Origin of the sequence: Shewanella colwelliana ATCC 39565, from assembly GCF_000518705.1 — a bacterium.
In the GTDB taxonomy this organism is placed as follows: Bacteria; Pseudomonadota; Gammaproteobacteria; order Enterobacterales; family Shewanellaceae; genus Shewanella; species Shewanella colwelliana.
Genome location: NZ_JAEC01000006.1, coordinates 48,287 through 68,141, shown reverse-complemented (window position 1 = coordinate 68,141; position 19,855 = coordinate 48,287). Strand labels below are relative to the sequence as shown.

The window sequence follows — 19,855 nt, the reverse complement described above, 5'->3', positions numbered from 1 at the left end:
TTTAGGCTTATTCTGTCAAAGGTTCAACCACGAGGGCGATATTGTCACGGCAGATCACTCGAACTTGGCTACCAACAGGAATTTCACTGCCATCGCCTAGCGCGGGCCATTCGGTTCCCTGAAACTCTACGCGGCCTTGTTGCTGCGCTGGTCCAATTACCGTTTTCACTAATGCTGTCTTGTTATACAGGTCGAAGTCTTCGTCGGTATTGTCGACATGAGAGTCTCCACCAACAAGTTTTTGGGTAAGTTGTCTAAACGCCAGCAACAGCACCATAGATGCAATAAACCAAAGCGTTAAGGCTTGCACAACCCCTTCGACTAATCCAACAGCTAAGGCACTGGCCACCACAAGACAGGCCGCGCCAAGCAAAACGACTATACCGCCAGGTAAGATAATCTCTGCCAGCATCAGCACAATCCCGATACCAGCCCAGATAATGATAGGATTTGAAAACTCCATATTTCCCCCTGAAATGTGAGTGTCCATTAAACGACTATATCAGCTCTTTTTTGACAAAGCGACATATTATGTCAATAACGCATTCTATATCGATGTAAAGCGATTGGCATCATTTTGAACCTACTCACTGTTTATAATTTGGGCACAATCAACAAACCCATTATACTTCATCATAAATAATCACTTGGCATAACTAACAGTTAAATAATGTACTCACATGTACCATCACTGTTTTAGAAATAAGCCAATAAAATAGAGGTAGACGATGAAAAACTGCAAATGGCTAGCATTGGCCCTACTAGCCACCCAGCCCGCGATGGCTGAAGAGATGATTCAATGGTGGGATGTTAGCGCCACAGCGCTTCACGGGACAGATTACGACCTAGCTCCGTCACACAGACAAACCACGATTACCCTTGAAACTGCGGGTGCGTGGAAATATGGTGACTGGTTTGCGTTTCAAGATTTTATCAACTTTAACGGTTCCAATGTTAGCGAAGATAACACCACCTATGGTGAAATATCACCACGATTCAGCCTAGGGAAGATATCCGGTAAGTCGCTTGAAATGGGCGCGATAACCGACGTATCACTGGCGTTTACTCTTGAGGAGGGCGAAGGCCCTGTAACGAGTTTTCTCTACGGTATAGGAGTAGATTTTGCACTTCCCTATTTCAGCTACTTTAACGTTAATGCCTATCGTCGCGATGCGCTCAGTAGCGGCAATAACAGTGATGGCTGGCAGCTAACCCCCGTCTTTAGAATGGACTTCCCCGTGGGCAACTCTACTATTGTTTTTGATGGCTTTTTCGATTGGGTGTTCTCTGCTGACAACCAAGGATATGAGGAGAACTTTCACTTCAACCCACAACTTAAATACGATTTCGGTGCAAGCATTTTCGGTGAGCACAAGAAAAACCAACTCTTTGTGGGTGTCGAATATGATTATTGGCAAAATAAGTATGGTGTTGACGGCATAAATCAAAATACCTACTCAGTCATTGCTAAGTATCATTTCTAAGGTCTGAATTTCGCTTAGAAAAAAGGCGCTTAAAGCGCCTTTTTTTGTTTTCTCTATATACCAAAGCTCTTTGCAGGGAAGCTTTTGTATCATTGAGTGAGCGTTATGCCATCATCTTCTTCGCAGCAGCGACAACAATTGATACTGCACTGGTTTCAGTTTTCTTCATGGTCACTTCGTCAGGGATCTCTTGCTGTGTGCGGTTAACAATGACACCAGCAACACATGCAGCACGCCAACCTTGTGTCGCACACATGGTAAATAGCGTAGAAGATTCCATCTCATAGTTAAGTACGCCCATCTCTTGCCACTCTTTCATTGAACCGGCATAACGACGAGTCACACGACCTGATACGGTATCGTAACGTTCTTGTCCTGGATAGAAGGTATCTGATGATGCAGTAATACCAATGTGAGGCTCTAAACCTGCTTCGCGACTCGCTTCAACCATTGCGGTTGTGCACTCAAAGTTAGCGACTGCAGGAAACTCCATTGGCGCAAAATGTAAACTTGCACCATCAAGACGCACTGATGCTTGCGTTACAATCACATCACCCACGTTCACCTGTGGCTGAATCGCACCAGTTGTACCAACACGCAAGAAAGTATCAACGCCTAGTTGCGCTAACTCTTCTACTGCAATAGATGTTGATGGGCCACCGATCCCCGTAGAACAAACCACTAATGGCTTGCCATCAATGTAAGCAAGGTAGCTTGTGTACTCACGGTGACTCGCTAGAAACGTAGGATTGTCCATTAATTCGGCAATACGTTTAACTCGCTCTGGGTCACCTGGCACGATCGCCAACGTTGCACCATCTAACATCTCTTTCGTCAGGCCTAAATGAAATACATCTGACATTGTGAAAACCCCTTTCAATTTTGATAATAAAATTCTTATAAATTGAACTTTAACCTAGTATGGAAGCCATTAAGGTTAACCTGATCACACTTTTCTCGCCACTAGTTAGATATTTTGTTGTAATGAATTTACTAAATCATTTCATCTGTATGAACAAGAAATATAGCAACTAGTGCCTAGTCTGCCACCTATGCAGCATGATTTATCCCTCAGAGTGATCAAGATCAAATAATCTACAATTATCAGCGATAAAATTGCGACAAAAAACATAGAAATAACAAGGAGGTAAATACCACTACATTGATAGGTATCAAAAATCTGCCACAAGATGAAATAGATCACAAATCAACCACATAAATCGCGCTAGGCTGGATTTGTACCAAACAAAAAAACAAAAATTTGGTCACTGAATACCCTCAATATTTACCATTATAAAAAAGGATTGCCGTCATGTTTCCAGAACATAGAGACCTCATCAGCGAACTCAAAACTAAAGATGCTCATTTCTTGAAAATGTTTAATAAACATAATGAATTAGATGACGAGATCAAGGAGTTAGAACAACACGCTGCCAGTGATTTTATGCCTGAAGTGAAAGTGCTTAAACAGCAAAAACTGCACATCAAGGAGGAGTTACACCAGATCCTTCAGACCCATCTAAAGTAGCAGCAAAAAAGGCGTACCTAAGTACGCCTTTTCATTTCCAAAGCAGTCCCTTACTTAATAGCGCCCTAAAGGTAATAGTCTTTCAGCGGCGGAAAACCATTAAAACATACCGCTGAATAAGTGGTCGTGTAAGCTCCTGCTGTCAACCAATACATACGGTCACCAATAGCTAAGTCAACGGGTAACCCATAGCGATAATGCTCATACATGATATCGGCGCTGTCACATGTTGGCCCCGCTATTACGCACTTATCTAACGCTCCTTGGCGCTCGGTATAAATGGGAAACTTAATCGCCTCGTCCATGGTTTCAATTAAGCCTGAGAACTTACCGACATCGGTGAACACCCAGCGTTCAGTAGCCGTATAAGACTTCTTGCTAATCAGCACCACCTCTGACACTAAAATTCCTGCATTGGATAACAGTGAGCGTCCAGGCTCCAGAATAATTTCCGGTAGTACATCATTAAAGTGTGCCGTTAAAAAACCGCTGATCTGTTGCGCATACGTGGCGAGGGCATTGGTCTTATCAATATAGTTTGCCGGAAAGCCTCCACCTAAATTGATCATCTTAAGCTGAATGTTATGCTCGTTTTTAAGACGCTCAAAAATGCCCTTGACCTTGCCTATGGCACTATCCCAAGCACTGATATCTCGCTGCTGTGAACCCACATGAAATGAAATGCCATGCGGTTTTAAACCTAACGACTTAGCCAGTACTAACAACTCATATGCCATCTCGTTGTGGCAGCCAAACTTACGAGATAATGGCCAGTCGGCAGTATCGGTCGCTTCAGTTAAAATTCTGACATAAACTTTTGCACCGGGCGCTTCTTCCGCCAGCATACGTATATCGGCTTCAGAATCCGAGGCGAACATTCGTACGCCACGTTGATAAAATGCCCGCACATCTATGCGTTTTTTTATGGTATTGCCGTAACTGACTCTATCACTCGTCACGCCGATATCAGTGACCATATCGAGTTCATAGATAGAGGCTATATCGAAATTAGCCCCTTTATCACGTAACAAGGACAACACCTCCTCTGCGGGGTTAGCTTTAACCGCATAATAGACACTCGCGTAGGGAAATTGGGTAACCATCTCATCATATTGCTTGGCAATGATCTGGGTATCAATGACGACAAACGGGGTGGGTCTATCTTGCGCAAACGATTTGATACGTTCAAAGGTATTTGAATCGTAATATTCTGCTACATCAATCGCTTGAAATTGGCTCATCGGGCCCTTGTCTCCTAAGTTAAGCGTGATAAAAAATCACGCGCAGTAGACAACGTTTCTAACGATTTTGCAATGAGTTTTTATGCTAAAAAGTTAAATTTTTATGCTAGGTGAGTTTAGGGCTAAACATTGAAAGTTAATCAGATGACAAATCAGCAAATTAGTGCGGATATGGTGACTAAACCGCAGAGCTCAGCCACCAAATAGAAATTACTTGATAACGTCCACTAACTCGCTCGCTGTTGCTGCTTGAGTCACAGACATCACCTTTAGCTGCTCTAGTTTGATCACTGTTGCAGTCTCTTTATCACCAGGCCATAACTGAGTCTGCTCACCTTCACGGTCGAGGCCAATGCTAAAAGGCAGATCTTTCATTTGGGGTACAGCGACAAATTTTGCAATCAATGATGGCATACCGCTGATGTCGGCAATATAGACCAAATGTGCAGGCTGCTCCGTTTGAGGTAGGGTCTCAAGTGCTTCTTTAATTATATCTCCCCCCTTCATTCCTCGACTAAACAACAGCACCTTGGTATCTGCTGACACACCTATCGACTGCTCATGCTGATCTTTAAAATCAACCACTTGAAGACTATCTCCCACAGTAATTGTGGTCGCCTGCGCGCTGGAAAAAACCAATAAACTCAATACAAATACTAGCGCTTTCATAAAGCTCCTTAATAAGCCTGTTGAACGAAATGAGTAGAAGTAAACTATAACTTAAGTCAGTAAGCCCACCTGCAAACGGATGACAATAGCTTGAGCCACCTCACGCTATAATGCTCATAAACAAAATCATGCAGATTCTTGTTATCAAGGTATTGAAAATTAAGTAACATAACGCCAACGAACAGTGGTTTCCACCCAGACTAAGTAGGGACAGTGTGATGAACGAAAATGGCTTAGAGCAGGAGCTAGCGCAACTACAGAACGTCTATAACTTACTCACTGAATTTCTCGTGAAGTATAGTTTTCAGTTAGTGGGCGCAGCACTCATTTTCCTGTTGGGGCTTTGGGTCGCCAACAAAGTGTCCAACTTGGTCGCCAAGCAATTTGAAAAACACGATATCGATATCACCTTAAGCAACTTCGTCTCTAATCTTGTCAGAATATTGATTGTGGTGATGGTTGGGATCATCGCATTAGGAAAACTTGGTATAAGTATTACCCCTATGGTTGCCGCCATTGGTGCAGCCTCGCTAGGTGCTGGCCTCGCTTTACAAGGCATGCTAGCTAATTATGCCGCCGGTGTGACCATTATTGTCACTCGCCCATTTGTTGTCGGTAATACCATAGAAATTAAAGGGGTCAGTGGTGTTGTTAAAAGCATTCATCTTGGCCTGACGCTGCTCACCAACGAGGAGGGAGAGGTAATAAGCATACCGAACAAACACATTGTCGGCGAGATCCTCCACAACTCATTTGAGCACAAATTGGTTAGTACCCATTTCAATGTTAGCTATAGCAGTGACGTCAATCAGGTGTTAGCCATCGTCAACCAAGTGCTCAGTGGCAACCAACAGGTCAACCAGCAACGTCCTCCTCAGGTGGGCATTAATGGCTTCAACAGTATTGGGCTAGAGATTGGTTTACGATATTGGGTACCTACGCCAACCTTTTATCAAAACAAATATCAGATCAATCTCGATTTAATGAATGCGCTGCAGCAGGCCGGAATCACCATCCCCTGCCCTGTACGTGAGATTCATATCGAAAAGTAGCCGTAATGAGACTTTCCAGGAGCCAAGAGCAAATCTTGGCTCACAATCCTCGCTGCCACTCTTGACGCAGCGGAACTAGTCCTGCAATGGCTTGCTCAACCTGAGCCAACAAGCTGGGTTTATCCTTGCCCAGTACCCCCTTTAACACTAAATAGTTTGAAGCATGGTCAGAGCGAAATATGGTTTTATTCAGCTCAAGATGACTAAGTAGCATCTGCATCTCATTAAGCAGCCCACCTTGATTTGGCAATATGAATTTACCGCCAAACGCTGTGTCCATTCGCTCGGTCCCTAGCGGCAGTGTCACCACTAAGGTAGACAGATAGTCGGGCTGCGCTGCATTCATGAGCTTTGCCGAGTTGACGGCGTGTTGTTCAGAGAAGCGCTCGCCCCCTAAGCCATTAAGTATCATGACTGAAGATTTCATGCCTGCGGCACGGATTTTCTCTAATGCCGCCAAAGAGGAAGCATAAGTCTCGCCCTTATCGATGCAGCTTAGCACTTCATCGTCGCCACTCTCGCAGCCAACATAGAGTAAAGATAGGCCCAGCTCACGTAGTCGAGACAGCTGCTCGGGTGTCTTATTGGTTAAGTTACGGGGTAGGCAATAGCTGCTAATGCGCGTCACCTGAGGCAAGTGCTCCCGTATCAGCAAGCAGATAGCTTCAAGCCGTTTAAACGGCAAGCTCATGGCGTCACCGTCGGCAAGAAATACTCGATAAATTGGCACGCCACTTTGCTTAACCTTGAGGATATCAGCGGCAACATTATCCAATTTTTGTGCACGAAATTGCTTTTGTGGCGCGGTATACATATCGCAAAAACTGCAGCGGTTCCAGCTGCAACCATTGGTCACTTGAAGGATGAGAGACTTCCACTCTGAGGGAGGACGGAAAACAGGTTCGATATAATTAATCAATGTAAAGTTTCCTAATACTTATCAAAATGTGAGCGCTTTCATAAATCTTAATAGCCGTTAACGATTCGCCGATAGAATTTGATCTCGTGCAATTATTGTTCAGATAATTGCCGATACAATAGTGCAGCTTAACTAATTAAGTTAATGCTCTCATAAGTCAATTTGGCTTGTGATAATAGAAAACTGGCTGCATAGGCCTACATACGCAAAGATAATAACATGCAAGTAGCACAACAACTGCAAGACAGGCGAGGGACTAGCCTGCATCATGATGAGCATTGGAACTCTATGAGCGCAGAGCAAAAAATGGCCCTCTACAACCTGCACCGGTTTGGCTATCGGCTGTTGTTTGTTCGCCATTTGCCTTCGGGTCCGTTAGCGATTATTGCCCAGCAAAACCAGCTATCAACCATAGATAGCCATGGTAACGTTAACCATAATCCAAGGATCCGCTTACGGGATCAATAATCTAGCACGCTTAAGATTATTGCACAGTCTACTTTCCCAAACATAAAAGAGCACTCAATGTGCTCTTTTTTTATAAACTTTTTAACTATGTTTCAAAAGCATATCGCGATGGGGAATACCATCTTCTAAGTAGGTCTCAGATACTGGCTCAAATCCTTGACGCTGGTAAAAGTTCAAAAGATGCGCTTGCGCGCCTATCTGAATGTTCACCCTAGGCCAGTAATGTTTAGCCGTTTCCACGGCTTGCTGCACTAACTGCTGGGCAACGCCACTACCCCGGGCGCTTTCAGCCACAAGCACCCTGCCTATACTCGACTCACTGTAACTCACACCGGGAGCCAATATCCTTGCATAGGCCACGATGTTAGCTTGGGTATCTGTGGCGAACAGGTGCCGTGTCTCTGCCAATGTGTCTTTGCCATCTAGCTCAGGATAGGGGCAATTTTGCTCCACGACAAACACATCAACCCTGACACGCAGTAGCTCATATAGCTGCGCTGTGGTTAACTCTGCAAATGTTAGATTGTGCCACTGCAAATAAGCCCCCTTATAACCTTAATTATGTCCGCCAACTTATTAACAAGCAGTCTATCATCGTTTTCTAAAGCAGTTAGCTTGGACAAATAACAATTACCCGATTTATAGCCATCTGACGGAGCCAAGAAAAATACAGTTAAAACAACAACATAAACGCTTACCAGCAGTAATCACATATAAAGTGTGAACTGTACTGACAAAAAAGGCCTGCATTGCAGGCCTTTTCAAGTTAGCAGATATTAGCAACCATCAACCTTTTTATTGACGCTAATAGGACCATATGCGGTAAGCGCATTTACATACTGAACATAGCAAGTACCTGCGTCCGTAGCAGCAGTAGGATCTTTTTGCCCTTGTGGATAAAAATAGATACTTTTCGTCGTACTATCTTCCTTATACAGCCACTCTGCAGTTGTTCCTGTCGTTGCTGCACTGATGTCCAAAATATTAGCTAAATTGTCAGCCCACACCGCCGTTGCGTGCCCATAATTCAAACTAACGGTTTTTCCAGTAGCAACTGTGACGCTTGGCCCGCCAGTAGCGGCTGCCGCAAGTTTCTCATTACCTGCGATGAGTGATTTTGAATGCACTAAACTATCTGCACCCTTTATGGCCGCTTCCAATCCTGAGATTGTGGAAGCACGCGCATCTGACTGCAAGTTAATAAACTTAGGTGCAGCGGTAACAGCCAAAATACCTAAAATAATAATCACAACCACTAACTCGATCAGGGTAAAACCTTTTTGCTTATTCATACTAAAAATCTCTTATTTCTAACAAGCTGTTGATAATGGCATTGCAGCGAAAGTCGGCCCTGAAGAGGTTCCTGTCGCCTGGGTATACTCAAGTTTACAAGCTGCTGGCGCACCTTTTTGCCAAATAGTCACCTTTGATGTGCCTTCTTGAATAATCCACTCTTCTGTATCGGTAGAATCAGTAGGTTTACCATCGGCCCCTGCAGCAAACTTCACATCAAGCCCTTTCTCGAAGTCGTCTTCAGTCGCTTTCATATAACCGTATACGATATTTATTTCATTCCCAGTACCTAGGCCAATGTCTAACGTTTCAGTCCCACCTGTACCACCTTTCTCTTTACCCGCTATTGCAGCCTTGGAATAAATTAAAGAGTTCGCCCCCTGAACAGAAGCTTTCATTCCTGAAAGTGCAGACAAGCGCGCATCTGACTGTAAATTAATAAACTTAGGTGCTGCGGTGACCGCCAAAATACCTAAAATAATGATCACTACCACTAGCTCAATAAGCGTAAAACCTTTTTGCTTATTCATCGTTAACATCCTCAATAGAAAATTCAATCACGCTTTTTAGTTAAAAAGCGATGGTATTTAATTAGTAAAACTCAATACTTGGCCTGTACCTGGATTGTAAGTGATCCCTTTTGCACCCGTTGTTCTTAAATCTGGCGCTGGATCAGGGATACCCGTTCCTTGATTTAACGCTAATGACGAAACTTGGTGATACACACACAAATCTAAGTTATTCACCACAACACCATTAATCGTGGTGGCGGTGCCGCCGGAACCATCCAATACTCGAGCAGTAAAACGTTGATTACGCGCGTCTTGGTTGAACAACACATTACGCGGCGCGCTTTGCAAAATATTCTGGAACACCTCTTGGCAAGATGCATCAGTCATCTCTGTGGCACTAATTACGCTTAGGCCTGTAGGAAAACCAAAGCGGGTGTCTAGAGAAATTGCGGTGCCGTCGAGGACAACACTCGTGTTATTACGACCATCCACTTCCCACTGAGAGCGCACAAAGCTAACCGCAGTAGCTAAACCACCAGATACACCATCAACGCTGGCGTCCTCGGCATCATCGGTCACATTCAAAAATCGCGGAATCGCGGTGGCGGCCAAAATCCCCAAAATCACAATGACAATCACGAGTTCAATCAGGGAGAAGCCCTGTTGCTTCCCATTTAAATACTTGCTCTGCATACCTAACTCCCTTCAACAATTGTCACAATTCTATCAGTTTCGATATTTTTAGAAACCTTTGATATTACTAAATTTACTCTTTCGTCAAAAAAATTACACGGCCCGATGTGAGCTGATAACTTAATCGATCACCATTTTTAGCAATGTAGCTACAAACGTTTCGCTCACGGCTTATTTCTGTGGTAATTTGTGCGGCTTCGACTCTTGAACCTAACAACTGCCACCAAAGTTCTTTACAGCCCACAATATCAGCGCCAACAACAATTGGCCAACCCTCTTGGCTCATTGTAATGACCCCCTGATGATCATTATCACTGAGTAACGACGTAGACCAATCCAACCTCAGTTGCGGCGGACGACCTTGTGTCAGCCACTGTGAACGCACCATAGCCAACACATTGAGTAACCGAGAATGCTCAACTTTAAGCCCATTGGCGGAAACTTTTTCTACGCTAGCAAAAAACTTAAACCCTAAAATCGCCAAAATAAGTAACATTAAAACTATAGCAATAATCTTGCCATAAACCTGCATGAGTTCGCTGTCTGCTTGCTGTTGCCGCTCCATCAGCAAAGCCTACTAACACTAAAGTGACTGCAAAGTGCCATTTTACTGCCCACCCTTGACCACATTGAGCATATCCCACATTGGCAGGTAGATACCAAGCGCAAGGATCAATACAATTACCGCAACGATTCCTATCAATATAGGCTCCAACTTAGCTGTCAGGTTTTTTAAGTCATAATCGACCTCACCTTCATAAAAATCTGCCGCATCATTAAGCAATTGATCGATCTGACCAGTCTCTTCACCCACTGCCACCATCTGCAATACTAACGGCGTAAACAGTTGGCTTGCGTTATGAACTCGCAGCATAGAATCACCGGATTCAATGCCACGTCGCATGCCTACGATGCGGTCATGCATATAGGCATTATCTACTGCATCGGCGACCAAACTCAGCGCCTGTGTCATCGGCACGCCCGCACTGAGCATCATGGCAAAACTGCGGCAATAGCGTGATAAGGTCGAGCGCTCAATGATACTGCCAACCGCGGGTATTTTGAGTTTCCACTGATCCCATTGCCGCTCACCTTTTTCGCTGTTATGCCAATAACGAATACCCACAAATAGCGCGGCGATACCCGCCAGCAACAGATACCAATAATTAACGAAAAAGTTTGAGGTACCAATCAGTAACTTTGTTGCCCAGGGGAGATCGGCGCCAAAACGGGAAAACATATCAGCAAATTTGGGTATCACCATGATATTAAGCACGACTAAAGCCAATGCCACGGCAATCAATACAAATATCGGGTAACGCATCGCCGCTTTAATGCGTCGGCGAGTTTCTTGTTCGCGTTCTATGTATCCTGATAGCTGAATAAAGGCATCTTCCAGCTTACCCGTGTTCTCGCCAACGTGGATCATTGAGACAAATAGCGCATCAAATACATCAGGATGATGATTCATTGCCGAGGATAAGGGGCGGCCCGAGGTTAACTGCTCAGAAATATCATTGAGTGCATCTTTCATGCGTCGAGAATGGGTACTTTCCGACAGGCCTGCAATAGCACGCAGTATTGGGATCCCCGAACGACTCAGTGAATACATCTGCCGAGTGAAAATTTGCAGCTCATCGAGACCTACTTTCGGCTTAAACAAGGTCCCTAGGTCAAAATCACGTTTGGGCTTAGTTTCATTGAGTTCCAACGGGATCACAGCACGAGACATAAGCTGATCAGCAGTAGCACTTTCAGTCGCAGCATCAAGCTGTCCAGTGACAGATTTCCCCTGTGCGTCTCGCCCTCTGTACTGATATACCGGCATAGTTACTCCTCAACCCCTTGATGGAGCATCAAGGGGATCTGCGCATCCGATGCATCTTCAACTAACTTAGCGACCTCTTCGAGCGTGGTAAGTCCTTGTGCTAAGTAGGTCAACGCTGACTCGGCTAACGGCGTAAAATTGGGGCTTGCATAAGCCGCGGCCGCAAAGTCCTGTGGGTTACCCGTGCGCATTGCTTCAATCATAGATTCATCTAACTCAAGAATCTCAAATACACCAATTCGACCACGATAACCGCTGCCGTTACAGCTCTGGCATCCGGCACCCATTTTAAATGTGGCTTGTGAAAAATCTTGTTTAGTTACCGATTTTAGCCAAGCCTGATCTTGTGGCCCCATCTCATAGGCTTGCGCACAGTTATGGCACACTCGACGAACTAGACGCTGGGCAATTATCACCCTAAGAGCACTAGCAACGAGATAACTGGCCGCGCCCATATCTAATAGACGCAGTGCACTGGTTACCGCATCATTAGTATGCAAGGTCGACAGGACAAAGTGACCCGTTAAAGCGCCTCGCAGACCAATCTCTACCGTTTCTTGGTCACGCATCTCACCCACCATGATAATATCGGGGTCTTGACGCAAAGTCGTACGTAGTACGTTGGAGAAGTCTAAGCCAATCTTGTGATTGACTTGCACCTGGTTAATCCGTGGTAATTGATATTCAACTGGGTCTTCAACAGTAATAATCTTTCTATCGGCGGTATTAAGCTCGCTTAGTACGCCATAGAGTGTGGTGGTTTTACCGCTACCCGTTGGACCTGTTACCAACAACATTCCGTGAGGGCGCTTAATCTGTTTACGCACTCTCGCCAACATCTCGGGCGGCATACCCGTTTCATTTAACGTCAGTAACCCTGCCGATTGATCGAGTAAACGCATCACCACCGACTCACCATGATAGATAGGCATCGTCGACATACGTACGTCGATTTTATGGCCTTTTATTTCCATGTGAAAACGCCCATCTTGCGGCAGGCGCTTTTCAGAAATATCGAGTCCGGCCATCAGCTTTAAACGCAACACTAATGCGGCGGCAATATTAACCTCTTGTAAGATATTCTCCTGCAATTGGCCATCAATACGCTGACGGATACGGAGCACTTTTTCACCCGGCTCAATATGAATATCCGACGCTCGCATCTGTACCGCATCTTCAAAAATTGACTGAAGTAACTTAACAACCGTGGTTTCGTTATCGCTATCGGCGTCGGTTAAACTGGCAAGGTCAAACTGGTCGTCAGCGGCATACTCTTCTTCAAGCTTACCCGCAATTTGTGCAATCTCGCCCGTACGGCGATACAGATTGTCAAAGGCATCAAGCAGCTGTGTCTCAGTAACCACAGCAAGCGTTAATCGCTTCGGAGCTAACATCACTTCAATATTATCGAGCGCTTGTAAGTCAGCTGGATCGCTCATTGCTACCAAGACACTTTCACCGTCATCTTCGACGGCCAAAGCACGATAGCGGCGCGCTTGAACCTCTGGCAGCAAATTAACCACTTGAGGCGCTATCGCTCGACGACTGATATCCAAGAAAGGAATATTAAGCTGCTGCGACAGGAATTTCAGCAGTTGATCTTCTGTGATTGATGAGAGATCAATCAAGGTACGCCCTAGCTTCTTACCACTGTTTTTTTGCTCGGCCAGTGCCTGCATCAACTGTGCTTCGCTGATAATTTGTTCTTGAACGAGTAGGTCGCCTAAACGCATCTTTAACTTTGGTTTCACTCGAACTCTCCTAACTGCGCTAAGCGACTTTCCACGTAGCTAATCGCTTCATTAGATAAACCACTCTGCTTTAAAGCTTGCTTGTAGGCCTGATTAGCCATCGCATATTTCTGTTGTGAGTCGAGGGCGTAGCCCAGCCCCATCCACCAGCGGCCCTGACTCGGCTCAAGCCTCGCTAACTGACGATAGCTTGCCTCGGCTAACTCATATTGCCCCAACTGCTGAGCAAGCTGGCTTTGCATTGTCCACTTATCTTTAGCCAAAAGATGGCTATCAGGGATCAAGGCTAAGGCTGTTAATGCAGAGGCCTTATCGCCCCCAGCCTCACGCACCCTTGCCAATAGCAAGGCATAATCGAGTTCCAATGGATACAGGCTCAAACCCTGTTCGAGTATCGATTGCGCCTCGATAAACATTCCCTGCCCATAGTAAAGTGCGGCCAAATGTTGCCGGGCTTTATGCATCTGTGGACTTAATCTTAATGCTTCGGAGAAATACCCCAGAGCCTCGCTCTGACGGCCCTCATTCTGTGCCGCCATCCCTAAAGCAAAACGTTTTTCTGCAAGCTGTTTCGGAGTCAATCTAACTTCGGTCACCGCCATTTTCCCGCTTAATGGTGTGCTTTGGGTTGTTCTGTCGACCTTTTTAGGCGCTTGCTTTACCGCAGTGACTGGAGGCTTTTGCGTTACTGTCACTGTTTCAGCAGTAATCTGCACAGGCACTTCATCAGGTGTAGCTGGGTTCTTGGGCTTATCTTGAACATTATCAGATTGCACATTCGACTGTTGACGCGGCTGTGAGCGGTTTTGCTCAATCGTTTTATCCCCAGCCAACTTCGTCGTCATTTGTGCAGACTTGGCACCTCCCCTTGCTGGCTCAACTGAACTCCTATCTGTTTGAACCGAGATAGGGGTATCGGTCGCCTTATCAGTATGTGCGTCTTCCACCTGCTGGCTTAATAAAGCGTTGTCATGGCGAAGCTGAGATAATTGCGTCCAACCCAAACCTCCACCAATGAGAAGAAGGCTAGCGAAAACAACCAGCAGCACCCAAGGGAGTCGGTGCGGTTGCCGACCTTGATACTGTAACGGAGGCACAGGCAGTTCATCTAAATCATGACTCTGCTGACGCTTATCGAGATCTTTTAGCATGGTATTAATCACACTCATGCTGCAGCCCCTAAAAACCAATGCACCGTGGCCGAGACAACGACAATCGCAGCAGCACCAAGTGCAGCAAACCATCCACGCGTTAGCATGGCCGAACCTTTTGCATCATCGGTGTCATTAATGGCTGCTTTAATATGCTGGTGAGATACACACTGCGCCCCTTCACCAAAAGCCAACAACAATGCTTTATGCGCCAAAATATTGATCAATCTTGGGATCCCTCGCGACGCCTTAGCAAGTCGCATACAGTTATTTTGCGAAAACAGTTCCGGCCCTTGATAACCCGCTATTTGCAAGCGGTGAGCAAGGTACGCAGAGGTTTCACCGCGTGTTAACGGACGTAATGGATAACTAAAAGTGATGCGTTGACGCAGTTGGCGGAACTGTTTTAATGCGAGTCGTTCGTCGAGCTCTGGCTGGGCAAACAACACCACCTGCAGTAGTTTTCGACTCTCGGTTTCTAAATTAGTAAATAACCGTAATGCCTCTAAGCTTTCATCAGGCAGTGCTTGTGCTTCATCTAATACCAACACAATCGAATGTCCATGGGCTGACAACGCAATCAACTGTTGCTGGATAAGAGTCGTTAGTTGTTGCTGATCGATATTAGTTGAATACTTAAGTCCTAACTCTAATGCCACCGCCCAACGCAATTCATCAGGTGTTAAATAGGGATTAGGCAGATAAGCGCAATGAAACCTTGAAGGGATCTCATTAAGCAGCTTACGGCAGATGAGCGTCTTTCCCGTGCCTACCTCACCAGTAACTTTGATGAAACCTTCGCCAGTTTGCAACGCGGTTTGCAGCACCTGCAGCGCCTCAACATGGGGAGCCAAACCGAAAAAAAATCCGGTATTAGGTGTTAAGGAAAATGGGGCTTCACCCAAGCCAAAGTGCTGCAGGTACAAGGGCGATTACTCCTTCTCAGCCTCTGGATACCAACGATCTAACAAGGCTTTCGAGCGCTTCAACTCGTTTTTCCAGGTATCAGCGCCCACAACCGTTGGCTTGAGCAAAATCACCAGTTCGGTTTTCTTAAGTGATTTTGAACGGTTGGTAAAAGCCTCACCTAAGAATGGAATATCACCAAGCAAGGGGACTTTTGATACCACTTCAATATTTTGACTCTTCATTAGACCACCAATCACAACAACATCACCTGTGCTCGCTCTAATCACGGTATCCGACTCACGGATTTCGCTTTGCGCCAATGGCAACTCTAGCGTGCTTTCTGATATTTTTATCGATTTGGTTTGCTCTTTAATATCAATAACCGAAGGATGAATATGTAATAACACGTTCCCTTCTGAATCGATTTGTGGCGTCACATCTAATGCGATACCCGAGAAAAATGGCGTGAGCTCGACTTCTGGTGATGTCACTGGCGTGGTACCGGCGACTGTCGTTGATGAGACATCAGTGACAAAATACTCATCACGACCAACTTTAATCACCGCTTTTTGGTTATTCGATGCCGTTACTCGTGGACTCGATAACACATCAACATCTCCTTGCGTATCAAGCAAGCTGATCATGGTGTTGAAATCTGAACCCTTAATTTGCAGCGATGTTACACCGCCAATCGCATTTGTGATCAGGTCGCCAACAGAACCACTCGTTGGTTTCGAAGTACCGAACTCAATATTAGTGCTGCCAACATGCCCTAATACACTCTCCCAATGTATCCCTTGCTGATATGCATCTGATAACGTCACTTCGAGCACTTTGGCTTCTAAAATCACTTGGCGTTGCAGATGACTTTCCGCGGTTTGCAGGAAGGTACGCACTTGTCTAAGTTCATTAGGATAAGCACGAATGGTCACCAAGCCTGCCTGTGGCGTCACCACTACTTGGCGTCCGCCGCCCGTATCACCGACGATAGATACCAAGGTTTCTTTTAACTCGCCCCAAAAGTCGGTTTTGGTTTTAGAGCGAATAAAGGTGCCATTGGTCGTCTCATTACTGTTATTGCTACTGCTATCATTATTAGACGAGTTGTTACTACTGTTGTTATCGCTGTTATTGTTGTTATTTGAGTTATTGCTGTCTGAAATACGCCCCGAGTTTACCGACGTCAACGATAGACCATGACGTTCCATGTAAAGGTAATTTAACGGGAACGTTTCGGTACGCATGCCAGCAGGAAAAACACGTAAAATACGTCCTTCACGGCTCACTTCATAACCGTAAATATCTTCAACAACTTGTAATGCTTCACTCAATGTCACCCCTTTGAGCGACAGTGAAACAGTCCCGGAGACATCGGGGTGAACGGCAACGCTCAGTGGTGTGCCTTGCACTAAACTTGGGAAAAAGACTTTAGCATCAACATCACTTGCCGACACATCAAAACGACGCTCTGAAGGCATGTTTGGTGAAACACCCGCCAGCAATGATGAAGCGGACAGTTCTCGTTGTACCGAATCGGGCATGACAGCAGCTGGCGGCGTCGCCAGTTTTTCAGTTTGCTGTACCATTGAAGAATCCAGTGCCGACTTAGACTCAACTGGCAGTGGTCTATCCGTTGTCTGACACGCCACCAATACAAGCGCAAGCAGAGGCGTCACTGTGGTTATTACTTTCATTTATTGTCCCTTAGTCCCTGTTACCGCTTGGTACATGGTGAATTGGCGGCCGTCGGCAAGCCAAACACCTTTGGCATTAATGCGCACTATCTTAACGCCTTGCACACTGTCACCTATGGTGAACATTTTATTATTAAAAACAGCCGTTGCACTGTTACCAGATATCACAACACTGTTTAAAATGAGTTGAGTAGTCATTGCACTGTTGTTTGATGCACTCGTCACAGCCCCAACGCCAGGTCGGGTAGGATCGCGTAACGATTGCGCTTGTACCACTCCGGTGAACAATAGCACCGCTAACAGTAACTTAGCCTTGGTCTGCAACACTGATGAAGTCCTCATTAATACTTAATGTGTATAGCTCAAGTACAATATTCGCCTTCGGATATTGATCTACGCTGTAGTCCAATTGCTTCCAATAGAGCTTATTCGGCATGGCTTCAACCGCTTCGATAAACTTAACGGTGGAGAAGTAGTCACCTTCCAACACTAATTTAATGCCATGACTATAGAGGTTGAGCTTATTCTCCTCGCCTACCGCTAATAACGGCGTTGGAGCAATGGAGTCAAAAGATTGTAGCTTAACGCCTTTAATCCTCACTAACAGCTCACTTAACATGGCCGGCATTCGCTCCGCGGGCACCATGTCAACCATCTGCTCAGTCAACTGGCTATCAATATCAGCCATCTGCTGCGTCAATATTGTCAAACGGGCGCGATACTCTTCATCTGGGTCTTGTGCCAATTTCTGTTGGTAAAGCGCTATCTGTTGTTCAGAAATGTTATTTTCTGCGACAAGCGCTTTCGACTCTCGTTGCAGCGCGTCTCGTTTTAGCAACAAAGACTCAAGCGGCATATAGAGTGTCATTCCCACGACAACAATTACCGCAGCCGCCACCATGACTCGCTCACGTTGCGACAGTGCATCAAATTTTTCAGCCCACTGATTCAATGCCTGTTTCATTGGCTTTTCTCCTCAGTATCTTGGCTACGTAACACAAAAGACAACGGCTTATCCTCACCACGACTCATGGTCAAGGTACTGAACGCCTGGCCCTTCAAAGTGTCGACTTGTTGTAATTTTTCCACCCATCGCGGCACATGTTGTGGCGCACTGGTATAGCCTTCGAATCGCATACGTTCTTCAATCACTTGAATACGACTCAGCCAAATTGAGCTGTCTGCCACACTTGCCAGATCGGTCAGCAATGCGGAATACCCTTTACTCGTGATCGCTTTTAATGTCCCTAGCTCGCCAAGTAGTAGTCGTTTTAACTCTATTTGTTGGGCCAATAACTCAACCTGTTTCACTAACGCCAGTGATGGCGTTCGGGTTGCGATTTCAGCTTCCAACACCTGCTTCTCAGACGATAACTGGTTCTTTATCTGTACTAGGTCGCGCTTCTCTTGCTCTAGCGATGACACACTAAAGTAGGCAAAAATATTAGCCAGTAATAGCAGCGATAACAGTGCGACTGATACACGTAATAAACGAGAAAAAGAGAGACGTAGCTTAGGCGGCAATAGCGATGCATTGTAAAGGTTAACGCGCAATTTTAAGCTCATCTAAGCAGCCTCCTCTTGCACAGAAAGGGAGAACTCAAGATAGGCTAGCTCACTCAATTTATCTGCAACACTTTGACACTCAACCACATTGACCTGTTGATTAAAATTAGTCGATAGTAGCTTGGCTAACTCCTCCCTTGCTCCTCCCATCAATAATTCAATGGAGGTAACAGGTGCTTGACGCAATTGGCTCTCAAAGTAATCCATCGAACGTTGTAGCTCTAGGCTCAAGTTATCTGCCACACCAAAACTCAGCTCAGCGGCAGCCACGGTATCAATTTGGCTGAAGCCACGTACACTCCGCTGCATAAACAACTGTCCCTGCTTGATGACCGTCAGCATCAACTCGCTACCCGGTTTATGGCACAGCACCAACTTAGCTTGATGCGCATCTTTAGATAGGTTGCTAATGGCCATCTCTTCAATGCTAATGCCAGCAATAGTGACGTCCAACTGCTCTGCGACAGTGACCATATTGCTTAACAAGGTTCGTTCAACCACAACAACGGTCAGCTTATTGGCTGTAGACTGGGGCGTTTCGAAATAATCTAAATGCAGCTCTGTCACAGGCACAGAAACCATATCTTTAATGGCCCACTGCAAGGCTTGAGTCATCTCGGCCTCTTCAACGGCAGGCTTATCGACAACAAGCAGTTGATAGTAGTCAGCGCTAAGCACTATCTGAAGGTTCGCACCAGAGAGTTCTCGAGATAATTGGCTAAACGCGCTATGCCAATCATGTTGCTCAAAAGCAATTTTCATATGAGATGGCTGCGCCGACGGCTCAAATACAGTGAGCTCGTCAGCAGACAAGTAGACACCCAAATCAACTTTACTTTGTGTCTTTTGCCAAAAAGCAATTTTGTTCCAAAGACTATTTTCCATTACCGAATATCCATAAATGCGGTACCCAAAGTGAGGTGAACTTGTATCACTGACCAGTGTTATCCGTTAATCAGTGTTATCCGTTAATCAGTGTTTATTAGCTGCGTTCAAGCATGCACAAAAGCGTCAAATTATTATCGTTATTGTAGCGAGTAATCATCTAATTTTATAGATAAAATATAACATCAATTAGATAGCCTCGATTAAACATA

23 protein-coding genes are annotated in these 19,855 nt (G+C 45.4%); 4 read left to right on the top strand and 19 right to left on the bottom strand.

Translation table 11 applies throughout. The features are described from left to right. Positions 1-7: 7 nt before the first annotated feature. Positions 8-463, bottom strand: coding sequence for an NfeD family protein (locus L876_RS0103595; protein WP_028762545.1), 456 nt, complete (start codon positions 461-463; stop codon positions 8-10). A 265-nt stretch (positions 464-728) separates the two neighbouring features. On the opposite strand from L876_RS0103595, the gene L876_RS0103590 reads away from it, so the two are divergent. Further along, positions 729-1,484: an outer membrane protein OmpK gene (locus tag L876_RS0103590; protein ID WP_028762544.1), complete on the top strand. Its 756-nt coding sequence runs from the start codon at positions 729-731 to the stop codon at positions 1,482-1,484. 103 nt (positions 1,485-1,587) lie between these two features. Here the strand turns inward: L876_RS0103590 and udp are convergent, their stop codons facing one another. Continuing rightward, positions 1,588-2,346, bottom strand: coding sequence for a uridine phosphorylase (udp, locus tag L876_RS0103585; RefSeq protein WP_028762543.1), 759 nt, complete (start codon positions 2,344-2,346; stop codon positions 1,588-1,590). Between the two features lie 450 nt (positions 2,347-2,796). Here udp and L876_RS0103580 point away from each other — a divergent pair, with 450 nt between their 5' ends. Beyond that, a complete protein-coding gene (locus tag L876_RS0103580; protein ID WP_028762542.1) occupies positions 2,797-3,012 on the top strand; it encodes an HP1242/YdcH family protein in 216 nt (71 codons plus the stop codon). Between the two features lie 65 nt (positions 3,013-3,077). On the opposite strand, the gene L876_RS0103575 is transcribed toward L876_RS0103580, so the two are convergent. Both L876_RS0103575 and L876_RS20995 read right to left on the bottom strand, forming a co-directional pair. Then, a complete protein-coding gene (locus L876_RS0103575) occupies positions 3,078-4,253 on the bottom strand; it encodes a type III PLP-dependent enzyme (RefSeq protein ID WP_028762541.1) in 1,176 nt (391 codons plus the stop codon). Between the two features lie 210 nt (positions 4,254-4,463). After that, a complete protein-coding gene (locus L876_RS20995) occupies positions 4,464-4,922 on the bottom strand; it encodes a hypothetical protein (protein WP_037427927.1) in 459 nt (152 codons plus the stop codon). A gap of 218 nt (positions 4,923-5,140) precedes the next feature. On the opposite strand from L876_RS20995, the gene L876_RS0103565 reads away from it, so the two are divergent. After that, positions 5,141-5,974 carry a mechanosensitive ion channel family protein gene (locus tag L876_RS0103565; protein ID WP_028762540.1) on the top strand — a complete coding sequence of 278 codons (834 nt, stop codon included), beginning with the start codon at positions 5,141-5,143 and terminating at the stop codon, positions 5,972-5,974. A 40-nt stretch (positions 5,975-6,014) separates the two neighbouring features. On the opposite strand, the gene L876_RS0103560 is transcribed toward L876_RS0103565, so the two are convergent. Beyond that, entirely contained in the window at positions 6,015-6,893 is an 879-nt protein-coding gene (locus tag L876_RS0103560; RefSeq protein ID WP_028762539.1) for a radical SAM protein, read from the bottom strand. A gap of 219 nt (positions 6,894-7,112) precedes the next feature. On the opposite strand from L876_RS0103560, the gene L876_RS0103555 reads away from it, so the two are divergent. Further along, entirely contained in the window at positions 7,113-7,361 is a 249-nt protein-coding gene (locus L876_RS0103555) for a hypothetical protein (protein WP_028762538.1), read from the top strand. Between the two features lie 81 nt (positions 7,362-7,442). Here L876_RS0103555 and L876_RS0103550 read toward each other — a convergent pair whose 3' ends face one another. From L876_RS0103550 to L876_RS0103485, 14 genes are all read right to left on the bottom strand, one after another. Then, on the bottom strand, positions 7,443-7,898 hold the full coding sequence (locus L876_RS0103550) for a GNAT family N-acetyltransferase (RefSeq protein WP_028762537.1): 456 nt from the start codon (positions 7,896-7,898) through the stop codon (positions 7,443-7,445). Positions 7,899-8,137: 239 nt separating this feature from the next. Continuing rightward, positions 8,138-8,653, bottom strand: coding sequence for a prepilin-type N-terminal cleavage/methylation domain-containing protein (locus L876_RS0103545; protein WP_028762536.1), 516 nt, complete (start codon positions 8,651-8,653; stop codon positions 8,138-8,140). Between the two features lie 18 nt (positions 8,654-8,671). Further along, on the bottom strand, positions 8,672-9,184 hold the full coding sequence (locus L876_RS0103540) for a type II secretion system protein (protein WP_028762535.1): 513 nt from the start codon (positions 9,182-9,184) through the stop codon (positions 8,672-8,674). Positions 9,185-9,241: 57 nt separating this feature from the next. Beyond that, positions 9,242-9,859 (bottom strand): prepilin-type N-terminal cleavage/methylation domain-containing protein, encoded by a 618-nt coding sequence (locus L876_RS0103535; RefSeq protein ID WP_028762534.1) that lies wholly within the window; start codon positions 9,857-9,859, stop codon positions 9,242-9,244. A gap of 73 nt (positions 9,860-9,932) precedes the next feature. Further along, positions 9,933-10,424, bottom strand: coding sequence for a hypothetical protein (locus tag L876_RS0103530; RefSeq protein ID WP_028762533.1), 492 nt, complete (start codon positions 10,422-10,424; stop codon positions 9,933-9,935). 42 nt (positions 10,425-10,466) lie between these two features. After that, positions 10,467-11,687: a type II secretion system F family protein gene (locus L876_RS0103525; RefSeq protein WP_028762532.1), complete on the bottom strand. Its 1,221-nt coding sequence runs from the start codon at positions 11,685-11,687 to the stop codon at positions 10,467-10,469. A 2-nt stretch (positions 11,688-11,689) separates the two neighbouring features. After that, complete coding sequence (locus L876_RS0103520) at positions 11,690-13,438, bottom strand: GspE/PulE family protein (protein WP_028762531.1); 1,749 nt, start codon at positions 13,436-13,438, stop codon at positions 11,690-11,692. Then, on the bottom strand, positions 13,435-14,607 hold the full coding sequence (locus L876_RS0103515; protein WP_028762530.1) for a tetratricopeptide repeat protein: 1,173 nt from the start codon (positions 14,605-14,607) through the stop codon (positions 13,435-13,437). The genes L876_RS0103520 and L876_RS0103515 overlap by 4 nt, the downstream gene beginning before the upstream one ends. Beyond that, complete coding sequence (locus L876_RS0103510; protein WP_028762529.1) at positions 14,604-15,515, bottom strand: ExeA family protein; 912 nt, start codon at positions 15,513-15,515, stop codon at positions 14,604-14,606. Before L876_RS0103510 ends, L876_RS0103515 begins: the two co-directional genes overlap by 4 nt. A gap of 6 nt (positions 15,516-15,521) precedes the next feature. Then, positions 15,522-17,192, bottom strand: a complete 1,671-nt coding sequence (mshL, locus tag L876_RS0103505; protein WP_028762528.1) for a pilus (MSHA type) biogenesis protein MshL — start codon at positions 17,190-17,192, stop codon at positions 15,522-15,524. Then, positions 17,193-17,519, bottom strand: coding sequence for a hypothetical protein (locus L876_RS0103500; protein ID WP_051412898.1), 327 nt, complete (start codon positions 17,517-17,519; stop codon positions 17,193-17,195). Beyond that, positions 17,500-18,156, bottom strand: coding sequence for a hypothetical protein (locus L876_RS0103495; protein WP_028762526.1), 657 nt, complete (start codon positions 18,154-18,156; stop codon positions 17,500-17,502). Before L876_RS0103495 ends, L876_RS0103500 begins: the two co-directional genes overlap by 20 nt. Further along, a complete protein-coding gene (locus L876_RS0103490; RefSeq protein ID WP_028762525.1) occupies positions 18,153-18,758 on the bottom strand; it encodes a PilN domain-containing protein in 606 nt (201 codons plus the stop codon). Before L876_RS0103490 ends, L876_RS0103495 begins: the two co-directional genes overlap by 4 nt. Beyond that, complete coding sequence (locus L876_RS0103485; protein ID WP_028762524.1) at positions 18,759-19,643, bottom strand: hypothetical protein; 885 nt, start codon at positions 19,641-19,643, stop codon at positions 18,759-18,761. It abuts the gene before it with no gap. Between the last annotated feature and the right edge of the window lie 212 nt (positions 19,644-19,855).

Coding starts and splice junctions, on each gene's coding strand:
- L876_RS0103595 (WP_028762545.1), bottom strand. CDS start 463: ATGGAGTTTTCAAATCCTATCATTATCTGGGCTGGTATCGGGATTGTG.
- L876_RS0103590 (WP_028762544.1), top strand. CDS start 729: ATGAAAAACTGCAAATGGCTAGCATTGGCCCTACTAGCCACCCAGCCC.
- udp (WP_028762543.1), bottom strand. CDS start 2,346: ATGTCAGATGTATTTCATTTAGGCCTGACGAAAGAGATGTTAGATGGT.
- L876_RS0103580 (WP_028762542.1), top strand. CDS start 2,797: ATGTTTCCAGAACATAGAGACCTCATCAGCGAACTCAAAACTAAAGAT.
- L876_RS0103575 (WP_028762541.1), bottom strand. CDS start 4,253: ATGAGCCAATTTCAAGCGATTGATGTAGCAGAATATTACGATTCAAAT.
- L876_RS20995 (WP_037427927.1), bottom strand. CDS start 4,922: ATGAAAGCGCTAGTATTTGTATTGAGTTTATTGGTTTTTTCCAGCGCG.
- L876_RS0103565 (WP_028762540.1), top strand. CDS start 5,141: ATGAACGAAAATGGCTTAGAGCAGGAGCTAGCGCAACTACAGAACGTC.
- L876_RS0103555 (WP_028762538.1), top strand. CDS start 7,113: ATGCAAGTAGCACAACAACTGCAAGACAGGCGAGGGACTAGCCTGCAT.
- L876_RS0103545 (WP_028762536.1), bottom strand. CDS start 8,653: ATGAATAAGCAAAAAGGTTTTACCCTGATCGAGTTAGTGGTTGTGATT.
- L876_RS0103540 (WP_028762535.1), bottom strand. CDS start 9,184: ATGAATAAGCAAAAAGGTTTTACGCTTATTGAGCTAGTGGTAGTGATC.
- L876_RS0103535 (WP_028762534.1), bottom strand. CDS start 9,859: ATGCAGAGCAAGTATTTAAATGGGAAGCAACAGGGCTTCTCCCTGATT.
- L876_RS0103530 (WP_028762533.1), bottom strand. CDS start 10,424: ATGGAGCGGCAACAGCAAGCAGACAGCGAACTCATGCAGGTTTATGGC.
- L876_RS0103525 (WP_028762532.1), bottom strand. CDS start 11,687: ATGCCGGTATATCAGTACAGAGGGCGAGACGCACAGGGGAAATCTGTC.
- L876_RS0103515 (WP_028762530.1), bottom strand. CDS start 14,607: ATGAGTGTGATTAATACCATGCTAAAAGATCTCGATAAGCGTCAGCAG.
- mshL (WP_028762528.1), bottom strand. CDS start 17,192: ATGAAAGTAATAACCACAGTGACGCCTCTGCTTGCGCTTGTATTGGTG.
- L876_RS0103495 (WP_028762526.1), bottom strand. CDS start 18,156: ATGAAACAGGCATTGAATCAGTGGGCTGAAAAATTTGATGCACTGTCG.
- L876_RS0103490 (WP_028762525.1), bottom strand. CDS start 18,758: ATGAGCTTAAAATTGCGCGTTAACCTTTACAATGCATCGCTATTGCCG.
- L876_RS0103485 (WP_028762524.1), bottom strand. CDS start 19,643: ATGGAAAATAGTCTTTGGAACAAAATTGCTTTTTGGCAAAAGACACAA.